The organism is Bacteroides sp. BFG-606 (genome assembly GCF_024788145.1).
Taxonomy (GTDB): domain Bacteria; phylum Bacteroidota; class Bacteroidia; order Bacteroidales; family Bacteroidaceae; genus Bacteroides; species Bacteroides vicugnae.
In genome coordinates this window covers 4,376,224-4,394,330 of record NZ_JANUIL010000001.1, presented here as the reverse complement: position 1 = coordinate 4,394,330, position 18,107 = coordinate 4,376,224, and the positions used below count along the sequence as shown (strand labels likewise).

Sequence of the window (18,107 nt, the reverse complement as noted above, 5' to 3'; positions counted from 1 at the left end):
ATGTGATTAATCATTTACATATTCATAATCGGCATTGCCGTTTATAGCTTCGCAAACAGCCAGGTTATTCACATAGCCGTTTTCGTCCGTTACTAATGCATAGAAAGAAAGTTTTTCAGCTTTCCATGCATTATCCAATATCACTGTATACTCTTTCATTACTTCCTTATCCTCCGGAAGCTGCCCCAGCTTGTCACCATCAACCGAAGCAGAAAGTAATTTCCTCACTACATGATTGTGCGTATAGTCACGATAGTTGCCGCCATCATTCTGTTCATACTTCAAACCGTCTTCCACAGCATATACTATCAGACGATAGTCAGCCGTTTTCTCCGGAGTCACCCTCACCGTAACTTTAGCTTCGGAACCGGCTTCATTATAAAGAGAGCTGATAGCTACCCCACAATGGACAGGATATTTTTCCAAAGACTCATTGAATATTGACCGCATGACAGTATAGTTTTCGGATAATCCCATTTCCTTACGCATATCGACAACACATGAAGGGTAACCGGGGATAGCAAACTTTTTGGAAAGAATTGAGGACTGTTCGATTGCCATCGGATCAGCACTCGTTCCATTTACATGAAAGGACATCAGATAAACAATCCCTTCATAATCCGAATTTATCAGGTAATTCAGGCGAGTCATTCCTGCCGGACACATGGCACACCATGTTCCGGTAAACTCCATCGCACAAATACGCCTTACAAATCTGGATAGTGTGCCCGACGTACTTTTCGCAACCACTGTCATCAATTTGGATACGTACTTGTCGTAAGATGCTTCAAAAGCATAGGTTCCTGCTTTAGAAGTAGAAAAGGTGCTTCCATCCAAGGTTTGCCCGTCCATCACGGAACGGATGACTGCATCGGCAGTTACATCTATTCCTGCATACATGACCGTAAAAGTTATAACATCCTTTCCGTCGGCAATCAAGGAGTTTTTGCTAACGCTCAAAATCACTTCCGTCTGTTCCGAATCATCGGTATTGCCCGAACAGGAAATCCCGAAAATCCCAATGCCGCAAATGCAGACCAGCAATGCTATTTTATAAATATTTATATACATAAGCCCTCTTTATTCATTATACAGATAATCTACCGATTCTCCAAGCTTGCACTCATTTACGTTATTACACGTATAAGTCTTTCCGCCGTCCAATGTTGTCAGCATCGATACAATCACACGCATATTTTCCACATTCCATCCCGGTTCCAACTGATAAGAACGCTGCATGGTAGACTCTACTCCTGCATTTATTTCACCAGTGAAGCGGTCACCGTTCAACGATGTGGAAAGTACTGCGCGAACTACATTGTTATGGGTATAATCATTTCCACCGTTCGTCTGGAAATATTTGATTCCGTCCTCCACCAGATAGATCAGGCAACGGTAAGTGTTTGCTACATTAGAGGTTAATTTGCCTGTAACTGTCACCGTACGGTCAGAAGCATTATATACAGATTCAATGGCTACCCCACATGACGCAGGATAGTTCTTCAGTTCATTCTGAAGTTCCTCTTCAATCTGACTTTTTATACTGATCATATCTTTAGTACCTTTACGCAGATTGTAAAATAAACGGGGCAATCCCGTGAAATTACCAAGAATATTGGTCCGGTAGTTATTGGTGGCCGCGATAGTCATAGGGTCTGTCATTCCCCCGAAATCCATGTGAAAAGAAGCTACCGCCAATCGTCCCGGCTGTTCTGTCTGGATGGCCTTCAATGTAGTACTAAGTGCCGGACAAGCCTGACACCCGATAGAAGTGAACTGCATCCCCAGCAACTTATGATAATAACTTACCCCGCCTGATGTCGAATTAGCCTGAATAGTCACTTTATTTTCACTGACTATCGACTTACCCTCATAATAACGGGCTTTAAAAACATAAGTACCCGGCACCGAAGTACTGAAAGCACGGATACCATAATCCAGGTTTTCCTCCCCTGATTCTTTTACCAGAATCAGGTTCATCGTACTTTCTTCACTTACATCTTTAGCACCTAGTCTGACTGTAAAAGTCACCCTCTCCACACCGTCTGCCTGCATGACTGTCTTATCAGCAGTAATACGCAGAATACCGTCATCCGCCCCTCCGTTCTCTGTTTCGTCCGAACTTCCGGAACAGGATGACAGCATTGCTAAACAAAGGATCATTACAATTGGTAGAATTGTCAGGTATAATTTCTTCATAAGCCTTAGTCATTATAAATATAATCTACGCTTCCGTCGATAGAACATTGGGTTATATTATCCACCATATATGCGTCATCAACCTTACGTAATGCATAAACCACTACACGTGACGTTGAAGAGTTCAGGTTCGTTGCTCCGGAAATCATAAAAGTACCGGCAGTATGTTCTTCATTCGCTTTTACAGTAAATCTTCTATCGGTTGACATCGCCATGTAATTGTTGGAAATAGCTCTGACCGTATAATCATACGAGGTTTCATTTCCTCCGGATGCGGTCAAGCCATCAGTAACCAAGACATAAACCAGATCATATTCTCCTCCCTGGCTCGACTTTAACGCTGCATTTACCGTAATCTCACCACTTGAAGAATTATAAGACGTATTCACTTTGATACCGCAAGTGGCCGGATATTTTCTGATCTGGTCTTTCAAGGTTTGTTTGATGGCACTTACATTTCTGTCTATCGACATCACCTTCAAATCATAGATACAGGTAGGAAAACCGGTTGCTCCAAAACGGGTCATAATAGTGCTTGTCTGCGACAAATGGAACGGGTCGGTAGCAGAACTGCTGGAAGCATGAAAAGCCATTTTCACCATACGATCCGGCATTATCTCTTCTACTTTCTTCAATGCCGAAGTCATAGCAGGACAATAAGTACACCAAGTTCCGGTCATTTTGAAAACACCTACCTTACGATAAAAAAGTTCATAGTTTTTCCGATTCTGTACAGTCACGGAGACTTCTTCCGACTCCCAGTCCAGATAATAGGCCTTAAAACGATGTGATCCGTTTTCTACAGCCGAAAATGTGTTGGTTCGTCTATCTAAATAATCACCGGTATTAACATCTTCAAAATACACATTTTTAATATATTCAGAAGTTGTCAGCACTTTTCCATTCGCATCGGTCACCGTGAAAGTTGCCATATCAGTTCCATTGGCTTCAATCTTAGCTTTATCCACAGTCAAAGTAATAGGTCCCGTCACTTCACCGCTATCCGGCACCTCAGTTTCGTCAGAATTGCCGCTGCATGACACCAAACATCCGCACAGGCACATCAGGCCCGGCATAAAAAGCATTGCAAATTTTCTCATATTCTATATTCTAATTAATAAATGATTCACTGACCTCAAAACGAAGTGGTAATAGTCAGGTTAGCACCTGTGTATTTAGGAATCGTCCGGCAAACTCCCCCGGAACATACATATCCTTCCCTGTTACGACCATAACTCAACGCAATACGCGTACGTGATTTTGCATAGCTGGCCCCCACATTGTAATAATGGATTTTATCTTTGCCATGATTATACATATCACTTCCGTAAATGCTCCATGCCGGAGCAAAATTCAGTTCCAGCAGAGCTGCCATCCAGTCCTTTTGATCTTCTTTTGTATTAAGGTATTGTAACTCCATACGAGTGGAAAAAGAAGGAGTGAATTTATATTGCAAATCTGCTACAAAAATATTCGACAGCGAGGTCGTTTTTTTCGCTCCGTAAGAAGGACTATATTCCTGCATGGAATAAAGCAGGTTCATTTTGAATGACTTTGTCCACTGCTTTTCTACATCGAAACTAAAATCACGGAACGCCAAGTTACCCATCTGGGCTGTGCCTTCTTTTTCTAAAGCGTAATAGGTAGAGAAGTTAGCATGTAATTTCAGACCGCGCTTACCTCCAATCACCGTTCCTCTTTTGAAATGATAAAAGACATCCAGTTGTCCCCCCATCTCACCGCTGATTGTATTCGTCACATCTCCCACTTGTGGAGTATGAGGATGTAAATTGGTCAGCATATAGGTATATTGCGTACTCATCGCCGGGACGTAATTCAACAAATTCGAAGTAGAACCATTACCAGCAATAATTTCACTGTTCATCCATTCCAGACGACGTCCAGTCAGATTCACACCTAATCCGCTGCCACTATAGCCCAGTTCCAGCAATTGTGCATTGGCACGTTTCCTTACAAAAGCTTTGTCGTCGTGGATGAATCCATAATATTTATCACCGCCATCTACATATTCCCCCTTCATTGTAAACCCGGAACGTTCAAAATTCACCCGCCCCGAGAAGCCATTCGAATAAGGCTTTCCTCCTTCTTCTTCGAGGTCGATACTGATCTTCTCATACCGGTTCAATGCCCCTCCTTCGATACTCAAGGAGGTATTTTGCCATTTAAGCATTTCAGACAGGGAGAAACTTACATCTACACCACGTACTTGTGTATCAGAAAAATCCATACCAAAACGTGGAGTTCCCCAAATAGCCTTCAACCCTACAATATTCTTGTAATTGTAGGTAAAACGTGCTCCCATCACCGCATTATTTAAACCAAGCATACGGTCCTCCCAGCTACGGAATAGCAGTCCACTACCGAACTGCTCATAAAACGTACCCGCTGTTATGGAGAAATCCTTGTCGGCCCAAGATACGTAATAGTTGGTCAGCTTTGCCTTTTCCAATTCTTTCGGGTATCCCACCAGTACCGGTTCATAGGCTTCCAACTGTACGCCTACGGCAAACTTGCCCTGATAGTAATCCAATTTCAGATAATTATTCGAACCGAAATGATCTTCCGGAGATTCTGCTTCTGTTTTACTATCATCCTTATAGTAAGTCGTATTTGTTTCAAAGCTCCCCGTCAGATAACCCTTCTTGTTATCTTCCTGTGCATAGGTCAGAGTTGATGCTAACGCTAATAAAGCAAACATCCGAAATCTTATTCTAGTCATGTCATTGCGTTTATCTATGAATAATAACAGATTTACTTCTGTAATTTTTTAATCGCTTTCAATAGTTCCAGTTCACTTCCCGGAGCATAGCCGGTATGTGAATAGACAATTTTTCCCTCCGCATTTACCACATATACCTGCGGGGTCAGGCTCACATTCATAGCTCGCATGAACTCCTGATTCTTATCATACAACATGATAAAATCATCCCATCCATGCCCCTCCGCCAGCGCACGCGCTTTGGCTGTAGAACGGCTGTCATCTGTTGAGACAGCTACCACACGAAACTTGGCTTCTTCCAACCAGTCGGGCAACAGTTCATTAATAGCATCCAACTCACGAATACAGGGTTTGCACGTTGTTGCCCAAAAAGAAATAATCATAGGCGTCTTGTGATTAACCAGGGAAGCGGTGTTCACCTGCGTTCCTTTGGAATCTTCAACCTTGACTGACGGTATTTGTGCCATAGCACAAGTTAGAAAAGCAAACAACAGGGTAATGCAGACAATTAATGCTCTCATAAATTCTTTTATTAGTGATGTTTATAATTTTGTTTTTTTATCTGATAAGTTCCATCTTACAACCAAAAAGCCTGAATTTTTGTATCTGTATCTCACCTTCTTTATACATATCGCCTATCAGGTTAGCATTCTCGAAAGTGACCGTTTGTGTTTCAGCATCGTATTCTCCCCGGTAAACATCGGAAGAACTTCCATCCAGAGCAAGTCTCCTGAAACGAATGGTATATAAGCCATAGGAAGCAACATCTTCGTCCGTCACGATAGACAGATAGGTTTTCTGCTTAGCTGCATCATATTCATAGTGCAACCGCCAGTTAAATTCCCACTCAATATCATTATCCGGATCAAACCCATTCTTATTTGAACAAACCATATAGTGTCCGTAAGCCTCCGTACCTTCTTCCGCCGTATTTACTTTTACAGAGAAGCCTATCGGCACATTGGACACATTGGTGGCAGATGCCGTTCCGGTAAATACCCAAGTTCCTGAAAGAGTTTCATAAAGACTGGAATCATTGTCTTCAATAATCACCGTCAACCGCTTGTTTTCACCAATGGACGCCCCTTCCGCACTAGCTATTTCAATATCAAAGGAACGGTCATCATTGACTATTTTGTCATCTACAGTTTTAAACTCAAAATTTATAGTCTCCTGTCCGGCAGGAATAAGTAGTGTTTTGGTGGTGACGATGTAATTTTCATCTTCTTTTGCACTATGATCCTTTAACTCGAATGTCACACGGATAGTTCCGGTATGTTCACCTGTCACTACGACAGGTACAGTGCACAAACCTGCAGATTCTTTCACTGTCATCGCTGTCTCCTGCAAGTTTACCGTAGCCGCTCCGGAGTTAAGCTGTTCCTCGTCATCCGAACAGGCAGTTATTAGAACAGCACACAGAAGAAATGCATATATTTTCAGATAGTTCATTTTACTCAAGTGTTTGATAATTTACTTTATTCAATTTATTAATATCCCGGATTCTGCTGACCTGCCAGTTGAGGATTGGCGTCCATTTCAGCTTTAGGAATAGGCCAAAGCATCCGCTGGTCATCAGCAGGTTTATCCAGTCCGTCAGTGCTTGCCTGTCCCGGGAAAAGTATCAACCCTTTGCTTTGTGCTTTTCCGCGTTTCACACCTTTTCCCCAACGTTTCAGGTCCATCAGCCGGTAGCCCTCACCCACCAGTTCACGTTCGCGTTCGTTCATGACTTCATTAAGCAAAGCCTCCTGATCGTAGGTCGCATCAGCCAGTCCCTCGATTCGTGCTTTCTTTAGTGCATTCAGAGCATCATTCGCTTTTTGCACAGATGCCGCAGTTCCGATCCTTGCATTGGCTTCAGTGACAATCAGATACATTTCAGCAATGCGGAATGGTTTCGGCTGATTCAAATACCGTGTTTCACTTCCTAATGCATTGTAATACTCATTACCCGGATATTTATTAAAGAAATATATATCCGCTGCATTACCGGACGATACGGTTAAATGATACTTCCCGAAATAAGTGGCCAACCGGATATCTTTCTCATTATATAAGTCAATCAGTCTTTGTGTAGGAATATAATCCTTCTTTGTGGTCGGATAACCGATAAAAATAGTTCCTAAAGGGACACCGGCGTCATCAGCACTGGTCATGGCAATCTGCCAGATGGTTTCCGTTCCTTTGTCATCCTTCCATATACTTTCAAAGTCCTTCGCTGTATTCGACAATGGATATCTGTTTGAATTAACCAGGTCACCCGCATACTTCGCAGCATTTTCATAGTCATCCATCTGCAGGGCAACGCGTGCTTTCAGAGCCGCCACCACATCTATCGTAATATAATTTCCGCAATTCTTGGGAGCTGTATTCACGGTCACATATCCGCCGTTGATATATCTGTCATAATCAGCAATACCATTTTTGGCCGTTTCTATGCGCTCTTCAGCTTCTTCCAGATCATTTAATATCTGTTTATAAGTATCCTCCAGTGAAGAACGTCCCGGATATTGGGTAGCAGAAAGTTTGGGTTCATATTTCACTTGAAGCGGCAGTCCCTGAGTGCTGCTTGCAGTAGCCACATTGTAATCACGACAAAATAATGTTGCCAGATAAAAGTAGCAGTATGCTCTTGTGAAATAAGCTTCCCCCTCGTAGACATTAATCTGCTTTCTTTGGATTTCAGTCAACTCAATCTCCGGATTCTCATCTATCTTGTCTACTCCGTCGATAAAGAAATTGGCACGTCCGATAGCAGCGTAACAGTTTGCCCAAATTGTTTCTATAGCAGAGTTGGTACTCTCGAAGGTCCAACGGTGCAACTCACCATATTTATTAGAGAAATCCGCCACTGCATTAAAGGCATCCGCCTGAACTTCGGGCACCAGCACATAGCTGCCGCCAGTCAGTCCCAGATATACAGAATAGATACCGGCACGCGCTTCTTCAAAACCGACTATGGTTGTCAATGCTTCCTCTGTCGGAATAGCATCATATGGCATTTTATCCATATCACAGGAAGTCATTCCAAGTGTCAGTACAGTCAATGCTATTATAGATATTTTCTTCATATTCACCATTCTTTATGTTTTTAGAAAGTTAGTTCGACGCCAAAAGAGTATTGCTTGGTATTGGGGTAGTTACCCAACTGGATATTACTGTCCACTTCCGGATCATATCCTTTATATTTAGTCACAGTTAGCAAATTACGTCCTACAAAATAGATTCTGGCATTACTGATTACTCCGGTTTTCTGAATCAGCTTGGTAGGGAAAGTATATCCGACAGTCAGATTTTTCATACGCATAAATGAGGCATTTTCCAACAAATGCGTGTCAAACTGCATCGGAGAATCCGGAGTAGAGATTCTGGTTACGTCTCCCGGTTTCTGCCACATATTAAGCATTTCCACGGTTTGATTGTCCGAACCCGCGAAGGTCGGATTTTCTGTAAAGAAGCGTTCATTATTCAACATATACTGGCCAAGCATAAAGGAAAAGTCCGCGCTGACGGAAATCCCTTTCCATCCGAATTGGGTGCCAAAACCACCTGACCAAGGTGCGTAACGTTGCTTACCGATAAAAACGGCATCTTCTTCGGAATAACTTTTCGTCAGATTTCCATTTTTATCATACCACATATTATATCCGTCACGCGGATCGACTCCCGCCCACTTTACATAGTAATATTCTCCCCAAGGTTTACCGACTTTCATTTTCAAACCGGTATCGGGTAAGGTATATTCATCCAACCCGTTAAACAGTTTGGTTATTTCATTCTTATTATAATTCAAATTTCCGGAAACACTCCATGAAAAGTCTCTTGTTTTCAGAATATCCACTCCCAGTGTAATATCAAAGCCACGATTACGCATACTCGCCACATTTTCCACACTACTGCCATGTCCGGTAGTGTATGACAACGGATACGCCATCAGCATATCTTCTGTCTGACGGTTATAGAATTCCAAATCCACAGAAAAACGGTCAAACACCCTTGTGCTGATTCCTATATTCAGTGTTTTCATACTTTCCCATGTCAGGTTATCATTCCCAACGGTGGAAGGAGCAATACCTGCCTGCCCGTTATACAGCAAACCGGAGCCAACCAATGCCAAAGCGTTATAGGCACTGATACCGGAATTACCTGTTGTTCCATAGCTCGCTTTCAACTGCAAGCTGTTCAACCATGAGATATTCTGCATAAAATCTTCTTTTCTCATATCCCACATGGCTCCTAATGAATAGAAGTTTGCCCATTGGTTGTTTTTGGCAAACAAAGAAGAACCGTCACGTCGTGCTGCCAAATCAATATAGTATCGGTCAGCAAAGCTATAGCTGATTGTACCGAAATAGGAATTGAATACTTTATCATACATTGAGTGTATGGGTACTTCTGATTCGGCTCCTGCTGCCATCAGCATCATCCGGCTGTCTACCATTTTTTTAGAAGTCGCCGAGAAATTCTCATTTTTGGTTATGATGGATTCCTGTCCCGCCAATACCGTAAAATGATGTGCACCCGACAAACTGAACTTATATTCTGCCGTATTGGTAAAAGTAAATGAATAATAACGTTCAAAAGACTCGGATGCTACTCCTGCTCCCTCAAATGGTCCTTCCGGATATGCTTTATGAGAGTTGCGGTAATCAAAAGCATCTACTGCCTGTGAAGTACGGATATTCAATCCTTTTATCGGGTTTATATTAAAGAAGGTATTACCGTTGATACGTACCGTACTCCGGTCGTTAGGCTGAAGCTCTGACAGATAATACGGATTATAGTATCCCATATCGTCTAAATGATCCAGTCGCTTGCCATAACCTGTAAAATTACCTTCTTCATCGGTCAATATTTCATTCATCGTCTGATCGGGACGATAAATGCGGGCAGCATATGCTTTATTATAAACGCTATTGGCTTCCGTACCAAAAGTGGTTGTATTATATTTCTGATAGGAAAGGTTCACATTAATTCCTGCCTTCAGCCAATCGGTCACCTTCACTTCTACATTACTACGCAAAGTCTCACGACGCAGGGATGAATCATCCATAATTCCATCCGTATCATAGTGACCGAATGAGACATAATAGTTGATACCTTCAGAGCCACCGACCACATTTACATCATATTGCTGGGTAGGAGCTGCATCTCCGAAAAAGACGTCCGACCAGTCTGTCGATATACCATTATCTACATAGAACTTTTTCCGTTTTTGGAATGTCGTATCATATACTTTCCCCGGGTCCAACATTTCCTGCAGAGTGAGCCATTGTTCGCTGTTCATCATCTCGATATTGTCTCCCGTCATTTTAGACCAGCCATATTGCGCATTAACGGTTACACGGGCTTTCTGTCCCATTTTACCTTTCTTACTAGTCATTATTACCACTCCGTTAGCAGCACGGGATCCATAAATGGCTGTTGAGGACGCATCTTTCAATACAGTCATGCTTTCGATGTCATTCGGATTTAATGCAGTAAATGCACCGGAGGAGATAGGTGAACCGTCGAGAATAAAAAGAGGTTCTGTATTTGAGTTGATCGAACTTACTCCACGCAATCTCATTACGACAGTTCCGCTCGGTTCCCCACTAGGAGTAAAAACCTGCAAACCGGCAACCTGTCCTTGCAATGCATCCCCGGCATTGGCCACAGGTTTATTGGCTATCTTACTATTATTTACTGTTGTTACAGAACCTACTACCGAACCTAGTTTCTTTGCCGAACCGTAGCCCACCACCACAACTTCGTCCATCAGTTGTGCATCAGATTTCAAAATAACTTTAATAGTCGGCTGTACAGAAACCGACTCCGTTTTCATACCTATATAAGAGATTTGTATTATTTTTGCTGAATTTGGTACATTTAGCAAAGTAAAACGACCATCCACGTCTGTTATTGTACCTAAATTTGTGCCTTTTATGACAATCGAAGCCCCTACAACAGGCTGTTTGTCATCATCGGAAATCACAGTCCCCGTGACTTTCTGCGTTTGAGCTGTTATCAGCCCGATACCTATAAAAAGGTATCCAAATAGCAGCGCTAATTTTTTCTTCATAAATCTCTTTTTAAGTTATTAAATAGCCCTAAAACAATTAAACTCACTTTTCACACTTTATTAAGTTCTATCAGAACTTAATAAAGATTCATTGCTTTTGTTGTGTTTTTACATCAAATATGTTATCTAGGGAAGAAATGTTGCTTGATTTTACTTTTTCGATCAATCCATATAACGATTTCGCAAAAAAAATATGTCTTTTCGTTGTTTTTTGCAAAAAGAATATATACTTTTGTTCCATTAAACGATACCAAAAAGGAATTGTTAATAAATACAACTTGAGAAAGATTGATAATTTACATTTTAATAACTTATACACTTATTTTAATATAAATAGGGTATGAAAAATCACCAAGTTCTGATAGAACTTGGTGATTTTTCTTTTAATGAAGTACGCTATAGCCATTTTAGCTCAATTAACCTCCTATCAAACCTTTCATCAATATTATAATTAAATTTCAAATTGATCTTAAACATAAAATAAAATCAGAATTATAAAAGAGTCTCGTTTAAACTATGTTAAATAGGTACTATCTGAAAATTCTCCATATATGACACTCGGTATATTTCTTTATACAAATAAAAACACTCAAACACATAGCGATACAATTTCTTTACATTGAAATAGATTAGATTATTTCACGATTTCAATTTTTTGAGAGATTTACTATAGTTTTATCTCTTGATTTTAAGGAGCGCCTCGTTGCTTTAAAACCAACGGGGTATTCCTCGGTGTCGAACGGGTCGTTCCTTTTAAAGGAACGACCCGTTGGTTTTAAACCAAAAATCACTTATGTAACCACCTGAAATCCAAATCATTACACAAGCATTCTCTCGTACCTTCCTTTTATAAGAAAATTCTCAACACAATAATGCAAATGCCAATATTAAAAATGGTACTACTCTGATATATATTTTACAAATAAAATCTAAAAAACAATGATTACAGTTACTTTCCAAATCAAGCCCTATCTAGCGGCTTACATGTACGTGCGCTATAAAAATCACCTCGACGTACCTCCAGACCGCTTTTCCTCCTCGCCTTCCGCCATCCATCTTCTTGACACCCAGCCTCTTTACCACTTCCTCCACCAACTTTCCATCCCACACCCTCCCAATGCCTCATGGCACGAAACCGGAAATATCACCTTTACTCTCCCCCACCCAAGAAACGGAAAAAATCCAAATGTATATAATTATATAGGTCACGACAGTGCACTTATCATTGAAAAAGCAATGGAAGTAGAAATGAAGGCCGAACTTTATGAATTTCTTCTGGAAAATAAATACTGCCACGGCATCATGTTCAAAAAATCAATGGAAACTTTCGTCGCACATTATAATATGGTAGAGTTAGTGGAAGAAGAAAGTTTAATGAGGGCGTTTCAGAGGTGGAGAAAGATAGTGAAGGAGGAGAAAAACATGTGATAATTTATAGGTTCCATATAAAATGGACCGTTTTTTATTATTTTTGTGTGCAACAAAATGTCTAAAGTATGAAATTGAATAATTTTTTAATCGAAATAGGCAAAGTTTGTCTTGTCGAGCAAGAACGGATGAAACAGAAGCAACGAAATGGAGATTACTTCAACGTTTTCAACACGCTTGGACTATGGTCTGATGAGGTAAGATTACATTCCGCATTTCTTGCAGAATTGTTAAATCCTAACGGAAGTCATGGACTGAAAGATGCTCTACTTAAAGAATTCCTTGCAGTTATTGGCTTAAACAAAGATTATATTTCCAATTGTAAAAGCAATATAGTCGAACGATATATTGGTGAGCGAACAGAGTCCACTGGTGGGCGCATTGATATAATCTTAGAGGATGGCGAACATGCAGTTATCATTGAGAATAAAATATATGCTATTGATCAACACCATCAGTTATTGCGATACAACAACTATGGAAAACAACACTTTCCAAAAGGGTTCAAACTGATTTATCTTACACTTGACGGTCATGAGGCAAGTAAAGATTCATTGGGAAACGAAGAGATGGACTATCATTGTATCTCATACGATGAGCATATTCTCCATTGGCTGTCGCAGTGTGTAATGTTAGCATACGACAAACCGTTGGCAAGAGAGACTATTTCCCAGTACATAACACTTATTAAACAAATAACCGGACAAGATATGAATAAAGATAGTAGTGATAAAATAGTAAATTTAGCCATCAATAATATAGAGGCTGTTGTGGCCTTGATGGATAACAGAGCTGAAATTAGCAATAGATTAAGGAATGAATTCGTATTTAAACCGTTAGGTAAATTTGCGTCCCAAATGGGATTGTTTTTTGAAGTCAAAAAAGGGAATGAAGGTCCGGCTATATTATTCAAAAAGCCAAATTGGTCTCACTATATAACGATAACGAGAGATGATGGGAGAGATTCGGATTGGAAGAATCTTTATATTGGTGTCTCAAAATCTTATAACTCTGATGGTAAAGATCGGCCTTTGCCTCGTGTTCAGCTATCATGTTTTTCCGGATAGAATCCAGAGACTTATCCATGTAGTAATTCAAAAAATGGAAGATTGTATGAAAGCTCATGCAAAATAGACGATTATGAAAGTATACACTCAATATGATACGACGAACCATATTATACCTTAAAGACATAAAACAGAATAAGTATTACAATATACTTACTGTTATTGAGAATATTTTGGATGATATGCAGGATTACAATCCATCAATGTCAAGAAAAAGTTTCCTCGATCGTGGTAAAGATGATGCTCCATTCCGTACCGGACTACTAATTGAGGATATTGATACCGACATTCTACCTCAAGCTCCTATGGATGAAATTACTATATACGGAATGCCTCTTTATTTTTTGAATGATTCTTTTGGGCAATACCCCTCTGGTAATCCCCTAGGAAAGCTATTTATAGAATTGGAGAAAAAAGACTTGATTACTTTACCGGATATATTACCTAAACGCAAATGTTCTTTCAGACTGAAAGGTTTCTTTGATCCTAATTCTCAAATGCTGAAGGAACTTCAGTTGAAAGGTTTGCTCCCAAAACTCTCATATCTCACAAAGAAACATTTAGGATATGACATTATGGAATATACCAGCCATATCGGTAATGTATATATCCTACATAATAATGAGATATTTCGGAATATTGACTTTCGGGTATCTGAAAAACCAAATGGACTTTACATGCAAATGAAATTCAGGAAACCATATGTAGATTCTTTAAAGGTGAGAATAACGCAGTATGATAATGAAAGTAACATCATAACCGAAACGGATACAGTTATTGATTGCAGATCTGCGAATATATTTATTCCGCTACCATTCTTCTCACTGCAAGTTGGCATAAAGATATTCAATAACAATGGTGAACTGATTTGGATGAATAAACGTGTCATTTTTCTAGGAAAAGAATTCAGTTATGAAACTTTTTCATCTAAAGAAATAGAACTGGAGAAAAGTGAATCAGATGGCAGCAAAAGAACTGTAACTGTGACAAAAATCGTCTTGAATGGTAAGAAAAAAAGGAAGTCAAATAAAAAATTAAAGGATAATCTCGCTAATGATGAGTCACGTTGTTTAGCTGAATTGAATGAAAAACACATGGAGTTTGTATTTTTTAGTGCAGATACTAATCAGAATAAAGAAAATAAAGAAAAGGCAAGAGAATATGTCATGCAACTACTCAACTCTGCAGAAAACGAATGTCTCATTTGTGATCCTTATTTCAAGAAAGAAGATTTCGAAAAGTACATATTCTTTATGAAAAAACTTGACGTAAAAGTAAAAATTATCAATAGCGAGAAACAGCTAGGTAATATAAGTTCACCGGATTCCGAAGACTATCTATTGAAACTGAACGATTGCATCAACTATTACAATAGAAAAGTGGGAAGAGAGGTGGCAGAATGTCGTTCGCTTACTAAGAATCTGTCTATTCACGATCGTTTCATTATCATTGATGATTGTGGCTGGCTTATTGGTTCTTCATTAAATGAGTTCGGTAACAGAGCATCTTCTATTTGCAAGATACCACAAGGTAGTTTAGAATATATGCGTAAGAACTTCGAACGATGGTGGAATGACACAGAAAACTCGGAGTCACTTGACAGCTATATCCAACGCAAAGTTAAGCTCAATGCAAGCCCGAAAGGGAAACTATTAAAACATATTGCTCATTTGACCAGAGTTTTGAACTCACTGAAATCTCAATTAGCTAAATAAAAACATTATGAATCTGGATATTGAAATTCCGAATAGAAACTTCCATGAATTATGTAATGTCATAAAATGGAAGGAAGCCCCACATACATATAATAAAGAAGAGTTGCAAGCAAAATCAATAGCAGATGTACTTTACAATAACATGACATTCGATTCTGACGATGTACTCAAACATTCCTATTCTTGTGCTCATGGCAAAGAAGGAACGTTCAATTATCTATTATCAGGAAAAAGTGACGAAGAACTGCAAAATGATGTTTCACAAATATATCATTGTTACTCCTGCTATATACTTTTACCTAGTGAATATTATATACTTTCCAACAGGTTACTACGAGAAGGCAACTATTTGCAATGGCTCACTCTACTACAAAACTTAAAACATTTATTTCTGCAATCAGTACTTATTATGGAACTTAAAGCAGAGCAACATTTTCTTGCAATACTTCATAATCTTGAAAAATACCATTTCGAATATCCTAAAACGATGGCTGCCTTGATAAGAGAATATTGGTTCGAATGGAGTCAACAAGTGTCTATAAATCTCCATTCTTATACACTGAATGAAGACAATGATTATGATAAGAGATTTCTTCAAATTCAAAGACAAGGTGAGCTCAAATACAATGATTGGAAGGCTCATTTAAAAGATCATATAAAAGTGATGTTTGAAAAGTTACAAATATGTTTCACGGAACAGGAACTAACCAGATGGGCAGCAACACTGAAACTGAAACAAAGAGAAAGCAGGAAAGATGTGCATTATGAAGCATATAATAAGTTAACTGAATTAATAAAGGATTATATTATTAATAAGTATAATGCAACCTATTGGGATATAGATACGGGAGACTTTGACTACTTGGTACTCGTGATAGATATACTCCTCAATGATGAAGAGCCAAATGTATCTAAGTTAGAATCGGCTATAAAGACTATCATTAATAATATAAAGAATAATACATATAAATGGTATCCAACACTGGATTCTAACAGTATTGCTAATCTCAATACAATAATCAATGCAATAACACATATGGGAAATTCTGGCAAATTATTATTAGAAAAGGAATCGAAATTATGCCATATTGTGTATGAGGGATGGAATGCGACGTCAGAGAATAATCTTTATGACAAGTTACAATCAGAATGTTTCATCTTCTGCTGCCAACTACTGCTTGTTAGTGCTTCTGAAGCTTTCAATGATGAAATAGAACGAGAGTTATTTTGGAATAAAGTCACAGAAAGTCTATTTCGCCAAATACATGTCTGCGATAATAAACATTTTATAGAACGATATTACAAACATGTACTGATACTAGCTGCCCTTATCATCAATCAGAAACACAAGGAAGGAGAAATGGAATTCCTGAACAAAGTAAAAATGGAAATCATTGATGAGAATATACAAAAAGAAATCATATCGCAAGTTTTACATAAGAAATAGGATTTTCATTTTTCGGGAGCGTAAAATAAACTGTGTCAAGCCTTCTTTTCTCTAAAATCTCTTCGGTCGGGGAACGCCCAGCGGCAAGGGGCGGGACCACCCGTCCCGACGAGCGACAAAATTAGATTAAAATCAATCGTTCTCCAAATTTAATTGCTAATTGTTGTGCAATTATAGCCCAATTAGCAATAGGCATAGTCCACTTTTTACGTACGTTCCGGTAAGCAAGATAAACCAATTTTTCAAGGGCTGTATCCGTAGGGAATATGCCCTTGTTTTTGGTAACCTTACGAATCTGCCGATGATATCCTTCAACAGTATTAGTAGTGTAGATAAGTGTTCTAATACCTTGAGTAAATTGGAAATACGCAGATAGCCGTTCCCAATTATCCCTCCATGATTTTATCACAATAGGATAAAGTTTTCCCCATTTCTTATCCAAATTATCCAGTTCCATTTCAGCTGTTTCTTTGCTTACAGCTTTGTAAACAAGTTTAAGGTCTTTCATAAATTCCTTTTGATTCTTGCTGGCTACGTATTTGATGGAGTTGCGAATTTGGTGGACAATACAAAGTTGGACAGTAGTATCAGGATAAACACTCGCAATAGCATCAGGAAAACCTTTCAGGCCATCTACACAAGCTATCAGAATATCCTTCACACCACGATTCTGAAGATCCGTAAGGACGGACAACCAAAAATTAGCGCCTTCGCTATGAGCAATATACATCCCTAAAAGTTCTTTATGACCTTCCGAGTCTATTCCCAAAACATTATAGATAGCGCGGCTGACAGACTGACCGCGATCATCCATTACTTTATAATGAATAGCATCCATGAAAACAATGGGGTAAACAGAATCAAGACTGCGAGACTTCCAAGCCTTTATTTCCGGAAGTACACGATCGGTGATTGAACTAATTGTATCGGCAGATACACGATTACCTAAGTTTTCCTCCATCCAATCACTGATTTGACGCGTACTGTTACCCAAAGCATACAAACCGATAATACGATCAGAAACGCTCTCCGCAAGAACCGTTTCACGCTTCTTTATAAACTGAGGATCAAAGCTGGAATTACGATCACGGGGAGTGGAAACAGTGACCTCCCCTAAGGGAGTTTGAACCTGCTTATGCATCCTGCCATTACGGCGATTACCCTCTTTACGCTCTGTTGGACTAAGATGCGCATCCATCTCACCTTCCAAGGCGGCGTTAAGAATACTTTCTAAAAGAGGAGCAAAAGCACCATCTTTACCTAACAAGGATTTACCCGATTTAAGTTGTTCGAGAGCCTTGTTCTTAATACTTTCAAAATCAAATTCTTCGTTCATAAAAAAAACTGTGTTAGCAAAATTAATTCTTTTTTCTTTCCTGACACAGTTTAAATTACATTCTCCATTTTTCTGTTTAAAGTTCCTTCTTCTTTCCCATAGTTACAAAAG

The 18,107-nt window shown here is 39.4% G+C and carries 13 protein-coding genes; 4 read left to right on the top strand and 9 right to left on the bottom strand.

Annotated elements, in window-relative coordinates:
• Positions 1-6 precede the first annotated feature (6 nt).
• The 8 genes from NXV01_RS16515 to NXV01_RS16480 are packed head-to-tail and all read right to left on the bottom strand — an operon-like array spanning position 7 to position 11,003.
• Positions 7-1,071 (bottom strand): Omp28-related outer membrane protein, encoded by a 1,065-nt coding sequence (locus NXV01_RS16515; protein WP_234132194.1) that lies wholly within the window; start codon positions 1,069-1,071, stop codon positions 7-9.
• 9 nt (positions 1,072-1,080) lie between these two features.
• Entirely contained in the window at positions 1,081-2,199 is a 1,119-nt protein-coding gene (locus tag NXV01_RS16510) for an Omp28-related outer membrane protein (protein ID WP_234132195.1), read from the bottom strand.
• 5 nt (positions 2,200-2,204) lie between these two features.
• Complete coding sequence (locus tag NXV01_RS16505; protein ID WP_234132196.1) at positions 2,205-3,299, bottom strand: Omp28-related outer membrane protein; 1,095 nt, start codon at positions 3,297-3,299, stop codon at positions 2,205-2,207.
• A 35-nt stretch (positions 3,300-3,334) separates the two neighbouring features.
• Entirely contained in the window at positions 3,335-4,939 is a 1,605-nt protein-coding gene (locus NXV01_RS16500; protein WP_234132197.1) for a DUF6029 family protein, read from the bottom strand.
• 32 nt (positions 4,940-4,971) lie between these two features.
• Positions 4,972-5,460 carry a TlpA disulfide reductase family protein gene (locus NXV01_RS16495; RefSeq protein WP_143260131.1) on the bottom strand — a complete coding sequence of 163 codons (489 nt, stop codon included), beginning with the start codon at positions 5,458-5,460 and terminating at the stop codon, positions 4,972-4,974.
• A 37-nt stretch (positions 5,461-5,497) separates the two neighbouring features.
• The gene (locus NXV01_RS16490) at positions 5,498-6,391 is read right to left on the bottom strand and encodes a Calx-beta domain-containing protein (RefSeq protein ID WP_234132198.1); all 894 of its coding nucleotides are present in this window, start codon (positions 6,389-6,391) and stop codon (positions 5,498-5,500) included.
• Between the two features lie 38 nt (positions 6,392-6,429).
• On the bottom strand, positions 6,430-8,013 hold the full coding sequence (locus tag NXV01_RS16485; protein ID WP_259022899.1) for a RagB/SusD family nutrient uptake outer membrane protein: 1,584 nt from the start codon (positions 8,011-8,013) through the stop codon (positions 6,430-6,432).
• A 20-nt stretch (positions 8,014-8,033) separates the two neighbouring features.
• A complete protein-coding gene (locus NXV01_RS16480; protein ID WP_234132200.1) occupies positions 8,034-11,003 on the bottom strand; it encodes a TonB-dependent receptor in 2,970 nt (989 codons plus the stop codon).
• 939 nt (positions 11,004-11,942) lie between these two features.
• Here NXV01_RS16480 and NXV01_RS16475 point away from each other — a divergent pair.
• The 4 genes from NXV01_RS16475 to NXV01_RS16460 all read left to right on the top strand — a co-directional run bounded on the left by NXV01_RS16475 (position 11,943) and on the right by NXV01_RS16460 (position 16,660).
• The gene (locus tag NXV01_RS16475; protein ID WP_234132201.1) at positions 11,943-12,431 is read left to right on the top strand and encodes a hypothetical protein; all 489 of its coding nucleotides are present in this window, start codon (positions 11,943-11,945) and stop codon (positions 12,429-12,431) included.
• Positions 12,432-12,499: 68 nt separating this feature from the next.
• Entirely contained in the window at positions 12,500-13,498 is a 999-nt protein-coding gene (locus NXV01_RS16470) for a PD-(D/E)XK nuclease family protein (protein WP_259022898.1), read from the top strand.
• 92 nt (positions 13,499-13,590) lie between these two features.
• Positions 13,591-15,213, top strand: a complete 1,623-nt coding sequence (locus NXV01_RS16465) for a phospholipase D family protein (RefSeq protein WP_259022897.1) — start codon at positions 13,591-13,593, stop codon at positions 15,211-15,213.
• 7 nt (positions 15,214-15,220) lie between these two features.
• On the top strand, positions 15,221-16,660 hold the full coding sequence (locus NXV01_RS16460; RefSeq protein ID WP_234132203.1) for a hypothetical protein: 1,440 nt from the start codon (positions 15,221-15,223) through the stop codon (positions 16,658-16,660).
• 121 nt (positions 16,661-16,781) lie between these two features.
• On the opposite strand, the gene NXV01_RS16455 is transcribed toward NXV01_RS16460, so the two are convergent.
• Positions 16,782-17,996 carry an IS256 family transposase gene (locus tag NXV01_RS16455; RefSeq protein WP_259022896.1) on the bottom strand — a complete coding sequence of 405 codons (1,215 nt, stop codon included), beginning with the start codon at positions 17,994-17,996 and terminating at the stop codon, positions 16,782-16,784.
• Between the last annotated feature and the right edge of the window lie 111 nt (positions 17,997-18,107).